Raw genomic sequence first — 21,457 nt, 5'->3', positions numbered from 1 at the left:
AACACGCATGATTGATGATTTATATCAAGAAATACTAGACCGTAAAAATCAACCAAAAGACGGTTCTTATACCAATTACCTTTTTGATAAAGGCTTGGATAAAATCTTAAAAAAAGTCGGTGAAGAAAGCACCGAAGTTATTATTGCCGCGAAAAATAATAATGAAGAATTGGTGTATGAATCAGCCGATTTAATCTATCACCTGCTGGTTTTATTAGTGAATCAAGGGGTTAGCATGGCAGATATTTCAACTGAATTGGCTAGCCGTCAAGGAAAGCTGAGTAAGACAGAAGATCGTAAAACAATTGAAGAATTATAAGCCGTAATCATAGGTCCTACAAAATTTTAACTAATTTTGTAGGTTTTTTTATACAAAATTCTGGGTTTCATGAAAACCCTTTCGTAAATTTTAAGGAGAGCGCTCGCTAAAATGAGAGCGCTCTTTTTGTTTTCTGCAAAAAAAAAGCTGATTTATCAATAGTTCCAGTCCTTTTTCGATGAAAATAAATTGACAATAATTTTACAAAGTTCAAAAAGTTCGAGCAGGAATTCCAAATGAAATTTACATAACTGCTATAGACTAAAGGTGTACCAAATAACTACCAAAAATTAAAACATACATTTTAAAGGAGTCTAACATGTTAAACAGTCAATTTAGAAAAGCGGTTTTAGGTTTGTCTTTAACGGGTACAATTCTTTTAGCTAGCGGCTGTGGTTCAAGCAGCACCTCAGCAAATGCTACCAATTCAAGCAATTCTGATGAGCCATTGAAGGTGGCGTTTTATCCCAATGAATCGGCTACTGAATTCGAAGCAGCTAGAGATGAAATTCAAAAAACGTTAAGTGATGCAACTAGCCGGGAAGTTGAAATTGTTACCACTACGGATTATAACGTTGTCGTTGAATCAATTGCTAATGGTCAAGTTGACATGGCATACATGGGAGCAGAGGGCTACATCGAGGCCAATAAGAAAAATGACAAAGTGCAGGCTATATTTACCAACTCTGGGGCGAGCGGTACTTTAGATGATGCTATCTACTACAGTTACATCGCAGTTAAAGAAGAAAACAGCGGCGACTATCAGGATGGTTCTGACTATTCGTTGGAAAATATTGAAGGGAAGTCTTTCTCCTTTGTTTCCAACAGCTCAACTTCTGGTTTTAAAGTGCCAAGCTCTTCAATTGTTAAAGAATTTGGTTTAGAGAGTGCTGATGAATTATTAATTGATGGCGACTTTTTTGAACGAGTGCTATTCGGTGGCTCCCATCAAGGATCAGCGGTGAATTTATTAAATGGCGATGCAGATGCTGCAGCCTTTATGAATATGCCGCAATACTTTGAGGTTGTTGAAGGGGAAGAAAGTCAAGCTGGCATGTTATATCAGGTTAAAGAGGATGCTGAAGCCCCTTTTGATTCATTGAGAGGTGAGCAAGCGCGGATTATTCAGACAACTCCCGTTTTAAATGGGCCAATCGTTGCCAACACAGAAACTTTAGATGAAGAGACTGTCGATAAGATTGTTGAGGCGATGACTTCTGATGAGGTGGCTGAGAATACAGCAATTTTCGCGCCAGAGGGAGAAACTGGATTTTATGAGAAAAAAGGCGAGGACCGTTACGTTGAAGTCACAGATGAATGGTACAACCCAATTCGAGAATTATAAGAGGAGTTCAGTATGTTATTAGGCGTATCAGGTATTTCAAAAACTTACAGCAACGGTAAAGAAGCTTTGAAGGAAATTTCTTTTGAAGTAGAAGCTGGTGAATTTGTGTCGATTATCGGTCCTTCAGGGGCCGGTAAATCGACTATTCTCCGCAGCATTAATCAGTTAATTTCCATTGACCGAGGAGAAATTTGGTTCCAGGATACCAACTTGGTGACTTTAAAGAAAAAACAATTACGGCAGCATCGCCGCAATATCGGCATGATTTTCCAACATTATAATCTGGTCAGTCGCTTAACAGCAGTTGAAAATGTTCTCCATGGACGCTTAGGCTACAAGTCGACCATGGCTGGTTCCTTGGGTTTGTATCAAGAAGCAGAGAAGAAACGGGCCTTTGAATTATTGGCTAAAGTCGGGTTGGCAGAATTTGCTTATACCCGCTGTGATCAGCTCAGCGGTGGTCAGCAGCAACGGGTAGGAATTGCCCGGGCTTTGATGCAAGAGCCAGCATTGATTCTCTGTGATGAACCGATTGCATCTCTAGATCCAAGCGCCTCAAAAGTGGTGATGGATTATTTACGAAAAGTCACCAGAGAATATGGGATTGCCTGTTTGGTTAATCTCCATCAAGTTGAAGTTGCCCTAGATTATTCTGATCGGGTAATTGGAGTCAACAATGGTCGGGTGATTTTTGACAATCAACCGGAGCACTTGACGAACCCTATCATCGAGGAAATTTATCAATCCAAGCAACTACTCGTTTAAATAAGTCAGCTGAAAAAGCGGCTGCATCAGAAAGGATCAACCCATGAATTTTTTAAAAACTCAAGATATTTTTCAAAAAAGAAAATGGCTGCTGCTGTCGCTTTTAGCTGGCTTTTTATTGATTTACATAGTGTCAGCCAATACAGTCGGCTTTTCTTTAGGACAATCTTTATTGGCGATTCCCTTAAGCTTTGAGTGGTTGTTGACTAACTTTATTCCGACAGCCACCTCCGTCAGCTACTTACCACTGATTTTATCCCGTTTACTACAAACGGTTTTGATGTCAGTCACCGCTACCACAACAGCTGCGATTTTTGCCCTGTTGATGGCAATCATCGGCTCTCGAAGCACGGGTTTAAATAGTGTGACCAAGGCAATCGCTCGTGTTATCGCCAGTTTTTTTAGAAATATTCCGATTGTAGTTTGGGCGATGATTTTATTATTGAGCTTTAAGCAAAGTGAATTTACCGGCTATTTAGCGATTACCTTCACCACTTTCGGTTATTTGACACGTTCTTTTATGGAGACGATTGATGAGATAGCCGGCAGTATTATTGAAGCCTTGACGGCGACTGGTGCTGGTTATCTGGAAATTATTTTTCAAGGGGTGCTGCCGATGGTTTTCGGCCAGCTCATCAGCTGGATGCTGTTTTTGATTGAAAATAATATTCGCGACGCCACTTTAGTAGGGATTTTAACTGGAACCGGTATTGGTTTTCTGTTTGACCTCTATTACAAACGCTTTGAATATGATATGGCGGGCATGATTACCCTGACAATTGTGTTGGTGGTAATTACTTTAGAACTGACATCAAACAAAATTAGGAGGCTGATTCATTAAGATGGACTTTCGACAAAATGAACCTGAGGCATTATTACCTCAAGGAGAGCTAGCATTAGGAGAATTGATGCGCCACACCCGCAAACAAAAAATTCGCATTCGGATTTGGAGTATCAACCGGCTAGTCCCTTGGCTGCTATTTTTATTTTTAGCTGTAGTTTCAGGCTACACCTTTTTAACCATGGATTATGGTGATGCGAATTTGGCCACTGCATTAGGGCAGTTTTTTACCGATTTGAGACGCATGTTTTTTCAACCACAGCTTTCTGGCCGGTTTACTTTTATGTCATTGGTGCAGGCGTTGGGCATTACTGTTGGGTTGTCAATTTTAACAACGCTGATTGGTTCTATTACAGCCTTCTTTTTTAGCCTAATGACAGCTCGCAATATTGCCAATCCAACTGTGTCGACGATTATTCGAATGTTTATGTCCTTTGTACGAGCTGTTCCAACAATTTTGTGGGTGCTGATCTTTTCCATTTTAATCGGACTGGGGGCAAATGCCGCGATTATTGGGATGGCCTTTCACAGCGTAGCATATTTGACGAAGGTCTATTCAGAAAGTATTGAAGAAATTGATAGCGGCACAATTGAAGCTCTAAAAGCTTGTGGCGCTAATTTTTGGCAGATTGTCTTTCAAGGAATTCTCCCTGTCTGCTTAACTTCGCTGTTATCTTGGACCTTTATCCGTTTTGAGATTAATTTTACCAACGCAATTGCCGTTGGGGCTGCGGCGGGAGCTGGTGGTTTAGGTTTCCAACTAGCAATGTTAACCGGTTTTTATTTTGACTTGAATGAAATTGGTATGGTGGTTTATATGATTCTAGCAGTGGTAGCTGTTTTAGAAATTATTTCTCTACAGCTACGGAAAAAATTTATTGTCAAAGGCTGATGACTTTCAGCCTAAGTAGAAAGGAATATTTAATGGAGCGGCGAATCAGAACAAAAATATTAATTGAAGATCAAGAACATTTAATTCAGGAGCTGGCAGACTCGGCACAGCGTCTGTTTACAATTGAAGTTAGAGAGGCAGCCCATCTAGGTTTATTGATGAATCCAGCCCGGGAAACCGCCAAAAAAAGTTTATTTTATCTTGGGGAAACTTTAATTACTAGAGCACGAGTTGAAATCAATGGTGTGATGGGTCTAGGCCTGATTAGCGGTGAAGAGTATCAGAAGGCTTTTGATCTAGCTGTAATTGATGCTGCTTATCCACAGCTTAGCTTGACAGAAAAGATTTTATGGGACGAGCGCCTTTTAACTTGTCAGCAAAAAAATCTCCAACGTCTGTTGAAAAAACAGGCTCATATTCAGCAGACAAAAGTCTCCTTTGAAACAATGGAGGTAGCAGAATGACGAGTAAAGTCTTTACAACACAAGATACCTTTAGACGATTAGTAGACGCCGCTTCTTACGTAGGCGAAATCAAAGAAATTTCTCTGGAAGATGCCGCAAGCCCTTTACCGCAAGCTTTATTTCAAATTGCCGAGACGCTATTGGACCAAGAAGTAAGCTTTGAGACAATCGGTTTTTCAGCAACAGTTAACGCTTGGCTTCAGGCAGAACTTCGCTGTCAAAGGACAGCGATTGAAGAGGCTGATTTTGTATTGTGTAATTTTTCTGAGGCGGATCAATTTCCTTGGCGTCAACTGCCCCTCTTAAAAATCGGTGATTTAATCGATCCGCAAAATTCCGGAACTGTTTTAGGCTTTGTCCAAGATTTATTCCTTGAAGAAGTGCCCTATCAATTAAGTGGGCCTGGCATTTTAGGTAATAAGCTGATTGGTCTGCCGCTTGTTTTAAGTGATTTATTTAGTATCCGAGAAAATCTAAATCAAGAATATCCTTTAGGCATTGATTTAATTTTAACAGATCAATTAGGGCGACTACTTTTTATTCCCCGAACGACGCAAGTAAAGGAAGTGGACTAAGATGGCCTATGTTGCTGTCAAAGGCGGTCAAGAAGCAATTGAAGCCAGTTTAAAATTACTGGAATTTCAAAAAATTGCCGATGGTGACCATTTAAAAATCGAAGCGATTGAAGCAAATTTAAAATTATTAGTCGACCAAGTCATGAGTGAAGCCTCCTTGTTCGCTCCAAAGCTTGCGGCCAGAGCCTTGTGGCAGGCGGAGGGCTCGGTGGAAGAAGCCGTCTTTTTATTGCGGGCCTATCGCTCAACGCTAGAACGATTTGGTTATACGAAGGTTTTAGAAACAACCTCGGAAATGTTCGTTGAACGACGTATTTCAGCGGCCTTTAAAGATATTCCCGGTGGTCAGATGCTGGGCGCTAGCTATGACTATTTTCACCGGCTGATTGATTTTTCCAGTGAGGGAGAACGGGCAGCCAAGGTAGCCGAATTAGTGGCTGAATTCAATCAAGAGCTTGATTTAAAGCAGGCGGCTGTTTTTGAAAACCAAAGCTTTCCGAAGGTTTCCGACTATTTAAGAAACTTGGGTATTTTAAAAGAACTACCTGAGGACGCTAGTGAACCGATTGATATCACTAAAAAATTATTAACCTTTCCCGCCCAACGTTCTGAATGTTTGCAAACTCTAACCAGAGGTATGTCCCAAGCTTTAATGGCGTTGGCCTATTCCATTATTCGCGGTTACGGCAGCGCTCACCCAACTGTTGGGGAATTGCGGGTCGGTCAGGTTCCTTTGTATTTTTCAATGGAAGAAAATGACGGCAATGCAGCCGATGATTATTATTTAGGAGCGGTCACCGTGACAGAAGCAGAGATGTTTATTCCGGTAACCGTCAAAAGAGACGGCCGCGATGTGATGGAGATTGAAATCGGCTACGGCTTAGTCTATGGCCGCAATGAAACCAAGGCAATTTCGATGGGAATTTTAGATTACGGGTTGGAAGAAGCCAACCCTGACGTGCCGACAGGCGATCAGGAATTTGTCTTGTATCATATTGATAGTATTGAGGCGACTGGCTTTTTATCTCATTTAAAGCTGCCTCACTATGTGACTTTTCAGTCCAAGCTCGACAGTATTCGCAAAACTCAAAAAGGAGGCATGGAGGATGCAGTCTTATAATTTTGCTTTTTTTGATGAGGGATCTAAACGGGAAATCCGACGGGGCATTTTAAAAGCGATTGCGATTCCCGGTTATCAAGTTCCCTTTGGCTCTAGAGAAATGCCAATTGGTCGCGGCTGGGGCACCGGTGGGCTCCAATTAACCCTCTCTTTAGTCGGACCCAACGATAGTTTAAAAGTTATCGACCAAGGCAGTGATGAGAGTGTCAATGCGGTAAACATCAAAAAATTAGTTCAAAAAACAACCGGTATCGCTTTGACAAATGACACAGAAGCTGCCAGTTTGATTCAATCCCGCCACCGGATTCCCGAAAAGCCTTTAAAAAAAGGCCAAATTTTAATTTTGCAAGTACCTGTCTGCGAGCCGCTACGGGATTATGAACCGAGTGAATATGTGACGAAACGTTTACATGCCGATCAAGATTACACCGGCTCTTGGTTGCTTTTATTCGATCAAATTATGCGCTTTGGTGTGACGACTACAGGAGCGGCACATCCCGTCATGGTTCATGAGCGCTACTTGATGACACCTTCACCGATTCCCCGTTATGACAATCCTCAGATGGAGAACAATCCGGCGTTGATTTTATTGGGGGCCGGTCGAGAGAAGAAAATTTTTGCCGTACCGCCTTATACTGAGGTCCGTTCAATTGATTTTGAGGATTATCCCTTTGAAGTGGAAGATTTTTCAGAAATGACTTGTCATCTCTGCGGCAATACCGGTGTCTTTATGGATGAACTATTTGATGAACAAAATCAAGTGCTGCATCAATGTAATGACACCAGCCTGTGCATGGAGAGGAGAAATCAATTTGCTAGCTAATGTTCTGAAGGAAAAACTCGTGGCTCAACCTGTCTTGGCGGTCAATCAGTTGAATAAGCAATATGGAGATGGCTGTTCAGCGTGTAGCGATGCTGCCACCCGCCAGCTTGAGAAAAATTATTGTCCGGTATGCGGCACTGTCTATGCGTGCCAAGATATTTCTTTAGAGGTCTATAAAGGTGAAATTATCGGCATCGTCGGTGAATCTGGTTCTGGCAAATCCACTTTGATGAAGTGTTTGTATTTTGATGAAGAACCGACTTCCGGCATCTTACAGTTTGCAGAACTCGGTGAACCAGAGGCTAATCTTTTTGAGCTTTCCTCACAGCAAAAACGCAAGCTGCGAAACGAATGCTTTGGCATGGTTTATCAAAATCCTTATCTCGGTTTGAAAATGGATATCTCGGCAATCGCCAACGTTGCAGAAAAGATGATAGCCAGTGGCAATCGCCAGGTTACCGATATGACGATTGTCGGTGGTGATTTATTAGAAGAGGTAAACATTCCGCAATTTCGGATGAAGGAAGCCCCAAAATCTTTTTCTGGCGGCATGCAGCAACGTGTTCAGATTGCTAAGGCACTCTCCACCAATCCGCCAATATTATTTTTAGATGAAGTGACTACCGGTTTGGATTTATCAGTACAGGCGGTGGTATTAGATATCATCAAAAAAATTCAGCAAACCTATCAGGTCAGCATGCTGGTGGTGTCTCACGATTTAGGTGTTATTCGGATGTTAGCCCAACGGACCTATGTTTTGTTAAACGGACAAGTCATTGAAAAAGGCCTGACGGATCAAATCTTAGAAGATCCTCAACATCCTTATACACAGCAGCTAGTGTATTCATTAATTTAGAAGGGAATCTGCCCATGTATATTATTACCAATGGTGAAATTGTCACCCCAGATGAGGTTTTAACTCATCATTCTTTAGTGATTGAAGATGAAACAATTACTAAAATCATTCCGAATCAATTCATTGGAAGTGTGCCGCCAAATGTGACAGTCATCGACGCAAAAGGTGGTTTTGTTTTGCCGGGCTTTATCGATATTCATTCCGATTATATTGAAGGAATCGCAGCTCCTCGGCCGACTTCTTTAATGGACTTTGAACTGGCGCTGTATGAAGCAGAGCGGGAATTATTGACCCATGGGATTACCACTATGTACCATTCCCTCAGTCTATTTGAAAACTCTGTTCAGGTGTTTCGGGAAAAACCGATTCGTTCCAGTGAAAATGTGATTAAATTGTTAAACTTGATTGATGAAAGCAATCAAAAATCCCGTCTAATTCATCACCGTATGCATCTCCGATTTGAGATAAATAATTTTGAGCAACTGCCATTAGTCAAAAAATTATTAAAGGAAGGCAAAATTCAATTGCTCTCCTTGATGGATCACACACCAGGGCAGGGACAGTATCGTGATTTAGAAACTTACCGTTTGATTTTGGCGGGCTATCATGATGGTGACTATCAGCGGGTGGAGGAAATTATTCAGCAGGTGGGGACAATTGAAAAAATCGCCTATGAAGATTTAGCAGAGCTCGCTGAATTAGCTCAAGAATATGGCGTACCTCTGGCTTCTCATGATGATGATTCTTTAGAAAAGTTAGAAATCGTGACAGCTTTAGGCAGTTCAATTTCTGAATTTCCCATCACGCAAGAAGTGGCTCTAGCAGCCAAAGCGAGGGGCTTAGCGACGGTTGGTGGGGCACCGAATATTTTGTTGGGTAAATCCCATGCCGGCAATCTTTCAGTTTTAGAGGCAGTGAAAGCAGACAGTATTGACATTTTATGCAGCGATTATTTTCCAGCCGCACTGCTCCACAGTATTTTCAAATTATGGCAACAGGATATCTTGACGCTGCCGCAAGCCGTTCGCCTAGTCACCTTAAATCCAGCACAAGCGGTGGCAATCGCTGAGGAAACCGGCAGTTTAGAAGAAAATAAAATGGCGGATGTGATTGTGGTTAATACCGCCGGCAATCACATACCGGTGGTCACTCATACCTTTGCGAAGGGAGTTTTAATTAATGAAACCACTTATCGTATCTGAGGTACTGTCAAAGCCACGCGATGTGCAAGAAGACAACCAACCGTTGCTTCAAATTGAAAATATTTCTAAAACCTTCACACTGCATGAAATGGCCAAGCAAGTGATTGGCTGTCAACATGTCAGTTTTTCGGTTGCAAAAGGAGCTTTTGTTGGCATAACCGGCAAAAGCGGCAGTGGCAAGACGACCATTCTCCGCTGTCTTTATCGCACCAATCTACCTCAAAGCGGCCATATTTTTTACCAGTCTCGCTTATTCGGGGAAGTTGATCTAGCAACCTTGGATGAACGGCGAATGACCTTAATTCGAGAATATGAAATCGGCTATGTATCGCAATTTTTACAGAGTTTACCGCGGGTCACAGCCTTTGATTTAGTCTATCGCTCGGCCTTGGAGACGGCAGCTTCACCTGAGGCTGCCAGAGAAGAAACCAAGGCCATCTTGAACCATTTTGAAATCAAAGAAGAATTGTGGGAGCTGTATCCAAAAACCTTCTCCGGCGGCGAAAAGCTGCGCTTAAATATTGCAAAGGCAATGGTCAAACGGCCAGAGCTTTTGTTATTAGACGAACCGACAGCTTCTTTAGACCAACATTCTAAAGAGAAGGTTCGTGACTTAATTGAAGAATTGAAAAATAGCGGCACTACTATGATTGGTATTTTTCATGATTTAGAATTCATGGAGGGATTGTGTGATCAGGAATTTAATATTCAAGAAGGACGTTTTGTTTAATTGGCAACCAAGCTAAGGAGAATTTGTTATGAAGGCAGATTTGCATGTCCACAGTCATTTTTCTGATGGGACTTATTCACCAGAGGCCCTCTTAAGAAGGGCTATAAATTTTAAAATCAGCGATTTAGCGGTCGTTGATCATGATACGTTTGCCGGAGTTGAGAAATTACAAGCCGTTTTTGAAGGCAGCCCGGTAAATTACATCGCAGGAATTGAAATCAGTGCCTATGATTTTCAACGGCAGCGGAAAGTTCATCTTTTAGGCTATAACCTTCAGCGGCGGGAGTATGTCGAAGCTTTGTGCCAGCCCTTGTTAGAAGCCCGCTCTGAAAATACGCTACAGCAATTAAAAATAATCCAAAAAGCCGGGTATCGGATTAGTCAGGAGGCCGTTTTAAAAAAGGCTCAAGATTCGACAGCCGTTTATAAGCAGCATGTGATGGCGGCTTTGATTGATGCCGGTTACGAAGCGGAAATATACGGTCCACTTTATCAAAAACTATTTAAAAACCACGGCATCGCTCAAAGGGATATTGAATACATCAATGTGTTTGAGGCGGCAGAAGCAATTAGACAAGGTGGCGGCAAAGTGGTTGTAGCCCATCCCGGTCAACTTGATAGTTACGACTTGATTCCTGAATTGGCTAGCTGTGGATTGGATGGAATTGAAAAATACCATCCTGATCACACTGCTGCCGACCATGAACGGGTCCAGCTTTTAGCAGATACCCTACAGCTGGCAACTTACGGTGGTTCTGATTTTCATGGGGCATACGGACCAGATTTTTTTGGAAAATGCGCCATTGAAAATGTGCAGGAATTTCCTGATACGCTGCGTTTATTTCAAGAAGCGAAATAAAATAAAGAAGGAAAAGAAATGAATTATAAATTATTAACTCCCGGACCATTAACTACCACAACGACCGTCAAAGAAGCTATGATGGTGGACCATTGCACGTGGGATGAAGATTACAAAATGATTACCCAATGGGTGCGCCGCCAGCTTTTAGACTTGGCAGGAGTCTCAGCTAGAGAGTACACGACTGTCTTGCTGCAGGGCAGCGGTTCCTTTGGTGTCGAAGCTGTTTTAAGCTCGGTTTTAAAACCAACGGATAAAATATTAGTTTGTGTCAATGGAGCCTATGGACAGCGGATGGTCCAAATGGTGGAACGCTATCAAATTCCCCATGTGGTGTATCAAGTGTCTGAAGCAGAGACCTTTTCTAGAGAGGGCTTTGCAGAAATATTCGCAGCAGAACCGGATATCAGTGGGATTGCAGTTGTCCACAGCGAAACCACGTCGGGAATTTTAAATGATTTAGCAATTGCCTCTGAGTTTGCTACCGAAAATAATTTGCTGTTGATTGTCGATGCCATGTCGAGCTTTGGTGGAATTCCGATTGATGTCAGCGGCTTGGCCATCGATTTTTTAGTCTCCAGTGCCAATAAATGTATTCAAGGAGTGCCTGGTTTTTCCTTTGTCATCTGCCAAAAGGAGGCTCTCTTAGCTAGCGAAGGTTTAGCTCGAACGGTTTCTTTAGATTTGTTTGACCAGTATCAAGGAATGAAGGATTCTGGCAAGTGGCGCTTTACCTCGCCGACCCACACGGTTTTAGCTTTTCAGCAAGCCTTGCTAGAGTTAGCAGAAGAAGGCGGGATACCCGCTCGTTATCAGCGCTATGCAGCGAATAATCGGTTGCTGATTGAGAAAATGCGGGAAATTGGATTTCAAACGTATATTGATGATCACCAAGGTCCTTTTATCACTTCTTTTTTATATCCTGAGAATCCAGCTTTTGATTTTGAAAATTTTTACCAGTATTTAAAAGCCGGCGGGTATGCTATTTATCCGGGGAAAATTAGTCAGACAGACTGTTTTCGGATTGGCAATATCGGTGAAATTTACTCAGAAGATATTTTAGCCGTAATCGAGCTAATCAAAAATTTTATGGAGGAAAACCGGCTTGAAGTATAAAGGGATTATTTTTGATTGGGCGGGAACAACGGTCGACGATGGTTGTATGGCACCAGTAGCGGCTTTCAGGGAAGCCTTTCAAGCGTTTGATATTCAGTTAACGGATGCGGAAATTAGAGAACCAATGGGCTTATTGAAAAAAGACCATATCCGCTATCTGTTACAATTACCACAAGTAGCCAGAAGTTGGCAGCAAAATCACAGCGAGTTGTCAGAGGAAATGGCTGTGGAAAAAATTTATCAGATTTTTTCAGAGCGGCTATTTCGCGATTTAGCAAACTATGCTGTACCGAAGGCTGGTGTAATCGAGGTTGTTCAGGAATTGCGGGAACTGGGAGTACAAATCGGCAGCACGACCGGTTACACTCGGGAGATGATGGAAGTTGTTGCTCCAGCAGCTAAAAAATTAGGTTTCGCGCCGGATGTATTGGTGAACCCTGATGAGGTCAACGATTTTGGCCGACCTTATCCCTATATGATTTTTGAAAACATGGAGAAGATGCAGCTGAAATCAGTAGCAGATATTTTAAAAGTCGGCGATACAATTGCTGATATTCAAGAAGGAATCAATGCCGGTGTCCAAACGGTCGGCATTATAGAAGGTAGCTCCCTCAGCGGTTTATCTGTGTCTGAATACAATAGCTTGACCAAAGAACAACAGCTGGCTGTCGCTAGCGCTACCCGTGAAAAATATGTAGCGGCGGGTGCGGACTTTGTACTAGAAAATATCACTGAGCTAATAGCTATTGTTAAATAAAATCCAATTACTTTATGAAATAGTAAATCAACTATTTTATAAAAAAAATGAACTGTAGCAGCGTTCCACAATGTTGGAAATGCTGTTACAGTTCATTTGTTTATTGTCCTAAACTCTCTAGTTGCAACTCAATTACTCTATCTTCTGCCTCATCATACAAAGTTGCCTGACCGTCACCCAAAAGCTGAACAACGATGTGGTAACCATACTCATCCCGTAAGACTAATTTTTCTTTGGTCAATTCAATTAAGACCGCTTTTAAAAGTTTATCATCAATTGTGATGGAAAATGTCGATTCAATTTTTAAACTGTGGGGCTGTTTGCGATGATCACTAAACTGCCAGTTACCAACATAGCTGTTTAAGACATCATCTTTTGTCTTGGGGGCTTTTTTGGGAAAAGTTGCCAAACCAACCAAGCCGGTCAGAAGAGACGCACCTAATACCAGAGGCCATTTTTTTCTCATTGTTATCCACCTTTTTAACCTTTTCAAAAATAGAGTACCACGATTCTGTCACAGATGATAGCGGAATTCTTTTCTGTAAAAAAATTGTAAGGTTTCTGTTACTTAGCAGCATTATGCTTCCATTGAAAACGATAGTGAAAGCCCATAAATTATGGTAAGATGCTAAAGAAGCAGGTGAAAAAATGGAGTATCAAAATATTTATTTAGCTCGATTTGTCCGCAGGGTCAATCGCTTTATTGCCGAGTGTTTATTGGAAGATGAGCTAGTGATTGTGCATGTGAAAAATACCGGACGGGGCACGGAGTTATTAATTGCCGACGCACTTGTCGCCATTAGTTATCAAGACAGTCCTACCCGCAAAACCAAATATGATTTGATTGCGGTGAAAAAGGCTGATTTTTGGATTAATATTGACAGTCAGCTACCTAATAAATTAGTGGCGGAAGGTTTAAAAAATGGTCAGATTCATTTGCCACAGCTGACAGGCAAGATTAATCTGATTAAACCTGAAGTCAAGCATCTGCATTCAAAATTTGATTTTTATGGCGAAACGGCAGCTGGCGAAAAATTTTTTATTGAAGTCAAAGGCGTGACGCTGGAAAATTTTGGTGTAGCGGCCTTTCCAGATGCTCCGACCTTACGAGGCTTGAAACATGTTTCTGAATTGACGGCTGTTTTAGCTGAGGGGTATCTTAGCTATGTCATTTTTGTCGTTGAATTTCAGCCGGTTAAAGTGGCAACGATTCATACCGCCATGCAGCCGGCCTTACGGGATGCCTTCGCCGAAGCAATTGAGACGGGAGTTCAGGTTTTGGCTTACAATTGTCAGGTAAGCCCCAATCAAGTGACTTTAAAGGAAGCCATTCCTTTTGATTTAGATGTTTCATTTATCGATCCTAATTAAAAAGAAAAGAGGAAGTTCAGATGATTAACTTAGGTGTTATTGGTACCAATTGGATTACCCGCGTCTTTATCAATGCAGCGCTAGCCACGGGAGAATACGAATTGACGGCTGTATATTCCCGCAAGTTAGAGACCGCTCAAAAATTTGTGGAGGATTTTAGCGATGTCGAGATTGCAACGGATCTAGAAACTTTTTTTGAACTTGAACACTTGGACACAGTCTATATTGCTTCACCAAATAGCCTGCATTTTGAACAGGCACGGGCAGCTATTCTTGCTGGCAAAAATGTGATTGTCGAAAAACCGGCTTTTTCAACGCCGGATGAGATGGCGGAAATAATTCAGCTGGCCAATCAAAAACGGGTCTTTTTCTTTGAGGCGGCCCGCAATATCCATGAGTCTGGCTTTAAAAAAATTGTCGATTACCTTTGTGACAAACAGGTGATTGGTGCTAGCTTCACTTATATGAAATATTCTTCCCGCTATGACGCTGTTTTAGACGGAGAAGAGCCGAATATCTTTTCGCCGCATTTTTCCGGCGGCGCCATCATGGATTTAGGGGTGTACTTAGTCTATGCCGCTTTAGGCTGGTTTGGGATGCCCCGCAGTCAGTATTATTTTGCCCAAAAAATTTCGACGGGTGTCGATGGTTTGGGCTTAGGCGTCTTACGCTATGAAGATTTTGATGTCGCATTGCAGACTGGTAAAATTGGTGATTCCTTTTTGCCTTCTGAAATTTATTTTGAAGATGGCACTTTGATTTTAAGTGGTGTTAGCGCCTTTGAAAAAGCGGAGTTTTATCATCGTAATACTAAAAAAACGACAGTCCTATTTGATCAAGGAGAAAAAATGCCGATGTTTGATCAGGCGACTGATTTTGCAAAAGTCATCTAAAATCCTAGCGCCCCTGATTTAGGTGAAGCCTATCAAGAATGGGTTGAATTAGCCCGCAATGTCAACGAAGTCATCTATGCTTTAAGAAAGCAAGCCGATATCACCTTTGATGCGGATAAATAATAGTTTAAAATTTTATCGGACTAAAGTGATGTGACTATAAAAGTAAGAACGAGGAAAATAAATGAGTTTTATTACAGAATTACCAGAAAAATGGCAAGCCCTCTGGCAACAAAAGGGCTTTAGCGAACCATCCATCATCCAAAGCCAGGCCTACCAACCGTTAAAAGACGGCGAAAACCTTTTAGGCATTTCCCCGACAGGCTCAGGTAAAACTTTGGCCTATTTATTGCCAACACTGCAAAGAGTAACAGCTGGGCAAGGGATGCAGCTATTGATTTTAACTTCTTCGCAAGAGTTAAGCGTACAGGTTTTTGAGGTAGCTAAAGAGTGGGGAGAAGCCCTTGGGTTAAAGACCCAAGCGGTAATTGGTGGTGCCAATGTCAAACGGCAAATTGAAAAGCTTAAAGAGCGGCCCGAAGTCTTGGTGGGAACACCGGGACGGGTGTTAGAATTAATCAAACAAAAAAAATTAAAAGCCCATCAAATTCAAACTTTGATTTTTGATGAAGCAGATCAGCTTTTAGGCGAAGCGCTACCCCAACAGATTATCAAAATCGTCAACCAGCAAAGCCAATTTGCCTTCTTTTCGGCTACTGGTCAAAAGGTAATCGCTGAGGTCAAAGAATTGCGACCAGCTATTCAAATTGTTGATGTCAGCCAAAATGATCAATCAACTAGTGGGCTGGAACATTACTATTTAAAAGTCACTCCCAGAAAAAGAGGCGAAGAATTAAGACGACTGGCGAACGTCCCTGAGATGCAGAGCTTGGTTTTTTTCAACGAGCTTAGCGATTTAGGCGATGCCGAAGAAAAACTCCTTTATCGGCAGCTGCCGGTGGCGTCTTTAGCCTCCGATCAAAATAAATTACTGAGAAAAGCCGCCATTGAAAACTTTAAAAAGCAGCAGCTGATTTTGTTACTCACAACGGATTTAGCCGCTAGGGGCTTAGATATCGAAAATCTGCCACTAGTCATTAACTATGATATTCCGACTAGTGAAGAAAGCTATTTACATCGGGCTGGCCGAACTGGTCGCATGGGGAAAAAAGGTCAGGTAATTACCTTTGTCCATGACGGTAATTTCAGAGATTATCAGCGCTTATTAAAAAGTGTTGGCGTCGACGGTCACGAGATTTTTCTTTATGGAGCTGCCCTGCATCAGGAAGCTTCTGCAGAAAATAAGCAAAGAAGTGAAAAAAATACAAAATATAATCAAAAAGAAAAAAATAAAGGACGAAAAAAAGTGCGTAAACTTAAGTAACCGTTGTTTTTTATTACATTTCTCAATAGGAAGGACAATTCAAAATAACTTTGTGTTATGATAAAAGGGGATCGTTTTCTGATAGGGGGGATTCGATGAAGTCACGAAAAGATGATATTCTAAAGGTCTTACAGGATAAACCAACCGGCTTGACAGCCACTGCTTTAGCCGACCTGCTGCAGATTGACCGTAGCAGTGCCAGTCGTTATTTAAGCGATCTTTATAAAGAACATAAAATTACAAAATCCTCTGGCCGGCCAGTTGTCTATAGCAGTTTAACTTCAGAGACTCAGGTCCATGTCGATAATTCTGCTGAGATGACGTTTACCAATTTAGTTGGAGAAAATGATTCATTAAAAGTTTCCATCCAACAGGCCAAAGCGGCGATTTTATATCCACCGCGGGGGTTACATACGATTATTTTTGGAGAAACTGGTACCGGCAAGTCGATGTTTGCGGAGTGTATGTATTCATTCGCCGTAGAATCAGGAACTTTGCCAGCAGATGCGCCTTTTATCTCCTTTAACTGTGCTGACTATGCCCAGAATCCGCAGCTGCTTTTTGGCCATATCTTTGGTATTCGTAAAGGAGCTTATACCGGAGCTGGTGAGGACAGCCCCGGGTTAATGGCAGCAGCAGATGGTGGGATTTTATTTTTAGATGAGATTCATCGGCTGCCACCAGAAGGACAAGAAATGCTGTTTACCTTCATTGATAAAGGTATTTACCGTCCTCTAGGGGAAAGCAGTCAAACATACGAGGCTTCTGTGCAAATTATTGGAGCGACCACTGAATCATCCGACAGTTTTTTGACAACCTTTAATCGCCGGATTCCAATGGCCATCACCCTCCCAAATTTAGCGAGTCGTTCCATCGATGAGCGTTACAGCATTATCACTCGCTTTATTAAACAGGAGGCTTTTCGGCTGAATCAGCGGATTGTTGTTGAAAAGGATGCCGTCTTGGCCTTTATGCTCTATGATGCTGAAGGTAATATTGGTCAGGTTAAACGAGATTTGAAATTAGTCTGCGCCAAATCTTTTTTACATTATCGAACACACGGTGAGCGGGATTTAACGATTCGCCAAAAAGATTTATCACTGCAGGTTCAAAAAGGCCTGTTAAAAATTAAAGAGATTCCCGAAAGTGTCGAGCGTTTCTTTGGAAATAAGAGCCAATATCTAACCTTTGAACCAGGGACTGCGGAAGTGGTCTGGTCTCAAGACCCTGAGCGAAACATGCAGGTCTATAATGATATTGAAGAAAAGTATTCATCATTAACGGAAGATGGTATTGAGACGGTTGACTTAGAGGCGTTGATTGCTAAAGATGTCGATGCTTATTTTGAAACTTATGTAGAAGAGTTGGCTAAGGCCAGCATCCATAAAGAATTAATTCCTGATAATATTTGGGCCTTGACTAATCAGCTCTATGACATTGCCGAAGAACGTTTGAATCGCCATTATAATGAACAAACACGTTTTGCTTTGGCCTTACACCTGCAAAGCACCTTAGAGCGGATTAAAGATGGTCATATGATTGTCCATCCCGATTTAAATAATATTCGTAAAGACTACAACAATGAATTCAAGGTGGCAATTGATTTATCCAATTTAATTGAAGATAGCGAGGATATCGAGATTCCTTTTGATGAAATTGGTTTCTTGAGTATGTTTTTAGCCATTGATGTGGATGAAAAACAACCCTTCAAAGAAAATCCAGTCGCCGTGATTTTATTAATGCACGGCAGCACTACAGCTAGCAGTATGCTGGAGACAGCGCAGGATTTACTGGGCACCACCACCGGCAAAGCCTTTAATATGCCGCTGACGATGGAAGTTCAAAATATGTACAATCAGCTGAGCAAATACATTAAAAACAATCTGGAACATTTTTCCAATGGCATTTTGCTATTAACGGATATGGGTTCATTGAATTCCTTTGGTAGCCTAATCTTTGAAGAAACTGGTATTCCCACTAAGGCGATTTCAATGACTAGCACAATGATTGTCCTAGAAGCCTTGCGAATGGCGATTTCCGGACGCAGCTTAGAAGACATGTATCAAAATATTCAAGTTTCCTTTGAAATGATGGTCCGAGAACAATTTCTTGAAGAAGAAATGGAGCCGAAGAAAAAAGCTGTTATTGTTACTTGCTTTACCGGTGAAGGGGTCGCCGCCCGACTTTATCAGCGTATCGAGCCGGTCATTGATACCAATCAAGTCGAATTGATCCAGATGCAGTTTATTGAAAAGCGGATGTTTCGTAAACACATTGACGGTTTGCTGGATAAATACGAAATTAAGGCAATTGCTGGGACAGTGGATGTCGATTATCAAAATATTCCCTTCTTCTCTGCTTATGACATTTTTAATGATGATAAATTAGCGGTCTTAAAACGAATGGTCAGTGATGAAATTCCAACAGATAAAATTGTCCAGACCTTGAGTAAGGAATTGGATCAAGTTGAAATGCTGCCGGCTTTAGTCAGAACTCTACAACTGAATTTGCAGCATGTCGAATCCGAGCTGCACGCATTATTAGAGCCGGAAGTCACAGCGGGCATTATTATTCATATTGCATTTATGATTAATAGTTTGAAAAAAGGCCAGAAACCCCGCAAATTTAAAGATTTGTCTAAATTTATTAAAGAGAATCGCTTGGAAATGGACCTACTAAAAACTAGTTTATTGCCAGTTGAAAAGAGTCATTCTGTGATTATTCCAGATGATGAAGTGGCGTTTATTGTCCAAATGATCCGCAATAATCAAATTAATCCCCACGACAACGCACATAAAATCTACAGTGTGCAGTAATTTGTTAGTGTGCACACACAAAAACAAAAGGAGAATGTTTGTTATTCAAGCATTCTCCTTTTGTTTTTTTTGGCACGCTTCTTGCTTTATATAAGAGTGTAAGAAATAAATTAGAGGGAGTGAATCGAATGGCAAAGAAAACGATTATGTTAGTTTGTTCAGCGGGGATGAGTACCAGTTTGTTAGTCACAAAAATGCAGCAAGCAGCAGAATCTCGTGGGGTCGATGCAGAAATTTTTGCAGTTTCCGCATCAGAAGCCGACAACAATCTTGAGAACAAAAATGTTGATGTACTACTTTTGGGACCGCAAGTCCGCTTCATGAAAGCTCAATTTGAGCAAAAACTTGCGCCTAAAGGCATTCCATTGGATGTCATTAACATGGCAGATTACGGCATGATGAATGGCGAAAAAGTTTTAGATCAAGCTGAAACTTTGATGGCCAAGTAAATAGTTGGAGGAATTTTTCAAGTGGAAGATCAACAAAATTTAGAAGCAATCATGGGTTTAATTATGTACGGCGGTAATGCCAAAAGCGATGCAATGGAAGCCATTCAAGCAGCCAAAACCGGCGACTTTGAATTAGCAGACCAAAAAATCGTCGATGCGGAAGCTTCCTTAGTACAGGCCCATCATTCACAAACAAATATGCTAACCCAAGAAGCACAGGGCAATCACATGCAAGTCACCTTGTTGACTGTTCATTCACAAGATCACTTGATGACAGCCATCGCTTTTACCGACTTAGCAAAAGAAATTATTGATTTATATCGTCGTCTCGACAAATAAGTGTTTTTGGTATTAAGTAAAATCTCATTTTTGGGGAGAGACTTTACTTTTTATAAATTTAATTAAATAGGAGGAATAAAAAAATGGATGCATTAACTTCATGGTTGGAGAAATACATCTTACCAGTGGCTGCGAAAATTGGTGCGCAAAAACATCTGGTAGCATTACGGGATGCTTTTATTGGTACAATGCCAGCAACAATGGCAGGGTCAGTAGCTGTAATGATTAACGCAATTATTCGTGACTTACCACCGCAATTTTTCCCAGGATATGACGGAAATACGATACCGGTAATTAAAGAAATTATCGCTATCAATGGTTATGTCTGGAATGGTACATTAGCAATAGCTGGGGTAATTTTCGCCTTTTCTTGGGGATATAACTTAGCCAAGGCATACGGCGTCAATGATTTAGCAGGGGGGATTGTTTCCTTAGCTGCTTCAATCGCTGGTGTAATTTACTCTTTCTCTGGCGCTTTAGAAATCGAGGTGCCATCTGCGTTTGCTGACTTAGTAAATGCTGGAACAGCTGATACTGGTTGGTCAGCAACTGCTGACGGTCTGGCTGTTAGCGGTTGGGGTTGGATTCCATTAAGAAATATGGACTCAAACTTCTACTTTACTGCTATGATTATTGGGTTCGTAGCGACAGTTATTTTTGCAAAATTAATGTTAGCTAATATCACTATCAAAATGCCTGAACAAGTACCACCAGCAGTATCAAAAGCCTTTGCAGCGATTATTCCTGCAACTGTTGCTTTATATGTAGTTGCTATTTTCTACTGGTTATTTGCTAAAGTTGTGCCAGATATGAACTTTATTACTTGGTTGCAAGAAACCATTGCTAAACCATTGTTGAATTTCTCTGAAGGTTATGGTGCAGTGTTAGTAATGACATTGTTTGTACAACTATTCTGGTTCTTTGGTATCCATGGTACCAACGTATTAGCACCGATTTTAGAAGGTGTCTTCTCAGTTAAACAATTGGATAATGTCAACTTATTCCAAGAAGGCGGTCTACAAAACGTATTAGATAATGGTTACCTATGGGTACGTGGTTCATTTGACCAATTTGCTTGGTTCGGTGGTGCCGGTGGTACAATTATGTTAATCATTGCCATCTTAATCTTCTCCAAACGTTCAGATTACCGTGCTGTAGCCAATCTATCATTAGGACCTGGTATCTTTAACATTAATGAACCAGTTATGTTTGGTCTACCAATCGTATTGAATGCGATTATGTTTATTCCATACTTATTGGCTCCACTAGTATCTGTTTCAATTGGTTACGCTGCAACTGTTTCTGGTTTAGTTAATCCAGTCTCTCAACAAATTACGTGGGTAACACCGCCACTAATCAGTGCATTCCTAGCAACAGGTGCCGATTGGCGTGCAGTTGTGGTATCATTGATTTGTATGTTAGTAACATTTGCAATCTATGTACCATTTGTAATTGCTGCTAATAAATTGGAACCAGGGATTGAAGACTAAAAATTAATTATTAAATCAGCCACTTCTTAAAAAGTGGAAGTGGCTGACTTT

At 41.3% G+C, this 21,457-nt stretch carries 22 protein-coding genes and 1 pseudogene; 22 read left to right on the top strand and 1 reads right to left on the bottom strand.

The features are described 5' to 3' along the window. Nucleotides 1-7 precede the first annotated feature (7 nt). From hisE to phnX, 15 genes are all read left to right on the top strand, one after another. Nucleotides 8-319, top strand: a complete 312-nt coding sequence (gene hisE / locus AC1Z3S_RS13980; RefSeq protein ID WP_461740871.1) for a phosphoribosyl-ATP diphosphatase — start codon at nucleotides 8-10, stop codon at nucleotides 317-319. Nucleotides 320-638: 319 nt separating this feature from the next. After that, nucleotides 639-1,664 (top strand): phosphate/phosphite/phosphonate ABC transporter substrate-binding protein, encoded by a 1,026-nt coding sequence (locus AC1Z3S_RS13975; RefSeq protein ID WP_461740870.1) that lies wholly within the window; start codon nucleotides 639-641, stop codon nucleotides 1,662-1,664. A 12-nt stretch (nucleotides 1,665-1,676) separates the two neighbouring features. Next, nucleotides 1,677-2,429, top strand: a complete 753-nt coding sequence (gene phnC, locus AC1Z3S_RS13970) for a phosphonate ABC transporter ATP-binding protein (protein WP_461740869.1) — start codon at nucleotides 1,677-1,679, stop codon at nucleotides 2,427-2,429. Between the two features lie 43 nt (nucleotides 2,430-2,472). Then, nucleotides 2,473-3,270 (top strand): ABC transporter permease subunit, encoded by a 798-nt coding sequence (locus tag AC1Z3S_RS13965; RefSeq protein WP_461740868.1) that lies wholly within the window; start codon nucleotides 2,473-2,475, stop codon nucleotides 3,268-3,270. A 1-nt stretch (nucleotide 3,271) separates the two neighbouring features. Then, nucleotides 3,272-4,162, top strand: a complete 891-nt coding sequence (locus tag AC1Z3S_RS13960) for a PhnE/PtxC family ABC transporter permease (RefSeq protein ID WP_461740867.1) — start codon at nucleotides 3,272-3,274, stop codon at nucleotides 4,160-4,162. A gap of 32 nt (nucleotides 4,163-4,194) precedes the next feature. Beyond that, nucleotides 4,195-4,626: a phosphonate C-P lyase system protein PhnG gene (phnG, locus tag AC1Z3S_RS13955; protein ID WP_461740866.1), complete on the top strand. Its 432-nt coding sequence runs from the start codon at nucleotides 4,195-4,197 to the stop codon at nucleotides 4,624-4,626. Continuing rightward, nucleotides 4,623-5,201, top strand: coding sequence for a phosphonate C-P lyase system protein PhnH (phnH, locus tag AC1Z3S_RS13950; RefSeq protein WP_461740865.1), 579 nt, complete (start codon nucleotides 4,623-4,625; stop codon nucleotides 5,199-5,201). The genes phnG and phnH overlap by 4 nt, the downstream gene beginning before the upstream one ends. 1 nt (nucleotide 5,202) lies before the next feature. Beyond that, a complete protein-coding gene (locus tag AC1Z3S_RS13945) occupies nucleotides 5,203-6,321 on the top strand; it encodes a carbon-phosphorus lyase complex subunit PhnI (RefSeq protein ID WP_461740864.1) in 1,119 nt (372 codons plus the stop codon). Then, complete coding sequence (locus AC1Z3S_RS13940) at nucleotides 6,308-7,144, top strand: alpha-D-ribose 1-methylphosphonate 5-phosphate C-P-lyase PhnJ (RefSeq protein WP_461740863.1); 837 nt, start codon at nucleotides 6,308-6,310, stop codon at nucleotides 7,142-7,144. Before AC1Z3S_RS13945 ends, AC1Z3S_RS13940 begins: the two co-directional genes overlap by 14 nt. Continuing rightward, the gene (locus AC1Z3S_RS13935; RefSeq protein WP_461740862.1) at nucleotides 7,134-8,000 is read left to right on the top strand and encodes an ATP-binding cassette domain-containing protein; all 867 of its coding nucleotides are present in this window, start codon (nucleotides 7,134-7,136) and stop codon (nucleotides 7,998-8,000) included. Before AC1Z3S_RS13940 ends, AC1Z3S_RS13935 begins: the two co-directional genes overlap by 11 nt. 14 nt (nucleotides 8,001-8,014) lie before the next feature. Then, nucleotides 8,015-9,202, top strand: coding sequence for an alpha-D-ribose 1-methylphosphonate 5-triphosphate diphosphatase (locus AC1Z3S_RS13930; RefSeq protein WP_461740861.1), 1,188 nt, complete (start codon nucleotides 8,015-8,017; stop codon nucleotides 9,200-9,202). Continuing rightward, nucleotides 9,180-9,932: a phosphonate C-P lyase system protein PhnL gene (locus tag AC1Z3S_RS13925; protein WP_461740860.1), complete on the top strand. Its 753-nt coding sequence runs from the start codon at nucleotides 9,180-9,182 to the stop codon at nucleotides 9,930-9,932. Before AC1Z3S_RS13930 ends, AC1Z3S_RS13925 begins: the two co-directional genes overlap by 23 nt. 28 nt (nucleotides 9,933-9,960) lie before the next feature. Continuing rightward, complete coding sequence (locus tag AC1Z3S_RS13920; RefSeq protein WP_461740859.1) at nucleotides 9,961-10,791, top strand: PHP domain-containing protein; 831 nt, start codon at nucleotides 9,961-9,963, stop codon at nucleotides 10,789-10,791. A gap of 18 nt (nucleotides 10,792-10,809) precedes the next feature. Further along, on the top strand, nucleotides 10,810-11,907 hold the full coding sequence (gene phnW / locus AC1Z3S_RS13915; RefSeq protein WP_461740858.1) for a 2-aminoethylphosphonate--pyruvate transaminase: 1,098 nt from the start codon (nucleotides 10,810-10,812) through the stop codon (nucleotides 11,905-11,907). After that, nucleotides 11,897-12,664 carry a phosphonoacetaldehyde hydrolase gene (gene phnX, locus AC1Z3S_RS13910; RefSeq protein WP_461740857.1) on the top strand — a complete coding sequence of 256 codons (768 nt, stop codon included), beginning with the start codon at nucleotides 11,897-11,899 and terminating at the stop codon, nucleotides 12,662-12,664. Before phnW ends, phnX begins: the two co-directional genes overlap by 11 nt. A gap of 100 nt (nucleotides 12,665-12,764) precedes the next feature. On the opposite strand, the gene AC1Z3S_RS13905 is transcribed toward phnX, so the two are convergent. Further along, a complete protein-coding gene (locus tag AC1Z3S_RS13905; protein WP_461740856.1) occupies nucleotides 12,765-13,130 on the bottom strand; it encodes a DUF4828 domain-containing protein in 366 nt (121 codons plus the stop codon). A gap of 182 nt (nucleotides 13,131-13,312) precedes the next feature. Here AC1Z3S_RS13905 and sfsA point away from each other — a divergent pair, with 182 nt between their 5' ends. The 7 genes and pseudogenes from sfsA to AC1Z3S_RS13870 all read left to right on the top strand — a co-directional run bounded on the left by sfsA (nucleotide 13,313) and on the right by AC1Z3S_RS13870 (nucleotide 21,406). Then, nucleotides 13,313-14,035 carry a DNA/RNA nuclease SfsA gene (sfsA, locus tag AC1Z3S_RS13900; protein ID WP_461740855.1) on the top strand — a complete coding sequence of 241 codons (723 nt, stop codon included), beginning with the start codon at nucleotides 13,313-13,315 and terminating at the stop codon, nucleotides 14,033-14,035. Between the two features lie 20 nt (nucleotides 14,036-14,055). Then, nucleotides 14,056-15,051: pseudogene (locus AC1Z3S_RS13895) on the top strand (Gfo/Idh/MocA family protein). 61 nt (nucleotides 15,052-15,112) lie between these two features. Further along, on the top strand, nucleotides 15,113-16,312 hold the full coding sequence (locus tag AC1Z3S_RS13890) for a DEAD/DEAH box helicase (protein ID WP_461740854.1): 1,200 nt from the start codon (nucleotides 15,113-15,115) through the stop codon (nucleotides 16,310-16,312). A 95-nt stretch (nucleotides 16,313-16,407) separates the two neighbouring features. Then, on the top strand, nucleotides 16,408-19,128 hold the full coding sequence (locus tag AC1Z3S_RS13885; RefSeq protein ID WP_461740853.1) for a sigma-54-dependent transcriptional regulator: 2,721 nt from the start codon (nucleotides 16,408-16,410) through the stop codon (nucleotides 19,126-19,128). 128 nt (nucleotides 19,129-19,256) lie between these two features. After that, nucleotides 19,257-19,577 carry a PTS sugar transporter subunit IIB gene (locus AC1Z3S_RS13880; protein ID WP_265455331.1) on the top strand — a complete coding sequence of 107 codons (321 nt, stop codon included), beginning with the start codon at nucleotides 19,257-19,259 and terminating at the stop codon, nucleotides 19,575-19,577. Nucleotides 19,578-19,598: 21 nt separating this feature from the next. Continuing rightward, the gene (locus tag AC1Z3S_RS13875) at nucleotides 19,599-19,916 is read left to right on the top strand and encodes a PTS lactose/cellobiose transporter subunit IIA (RefSeq protein ID WP_461735639.1); all 318 of its coding nucleotides are present in this window, start codon (nucleotides 19,599-19,601) and stop codon (nucleotides 19,914-19,916) included. A gap of 83 nt (nucleotides 19,917-19,999) precedes the next feature. Continuing rightward, nucleotides 20,000-21,406, top strand: a complete 1,407-nt coding sequence (locus AC1Z3S_RS13870) for a PTS sugar transporter subunit IIC (RefSeq protein WP_461740852.1) — start codon at nucleotides 20,000-20,002, stop codon at nucleotides 21,404-21,406. The last annotated feature ends 51 nt before the right edge of the window (nucleotides 21,407-21,457 follow it).

It is taken from the genome of Enterococcus sp. LJL90 (assembly GCF_056924355.1).
This window is presented reverse-complemented; position numbering and strand designations above follow the sequence as displayed.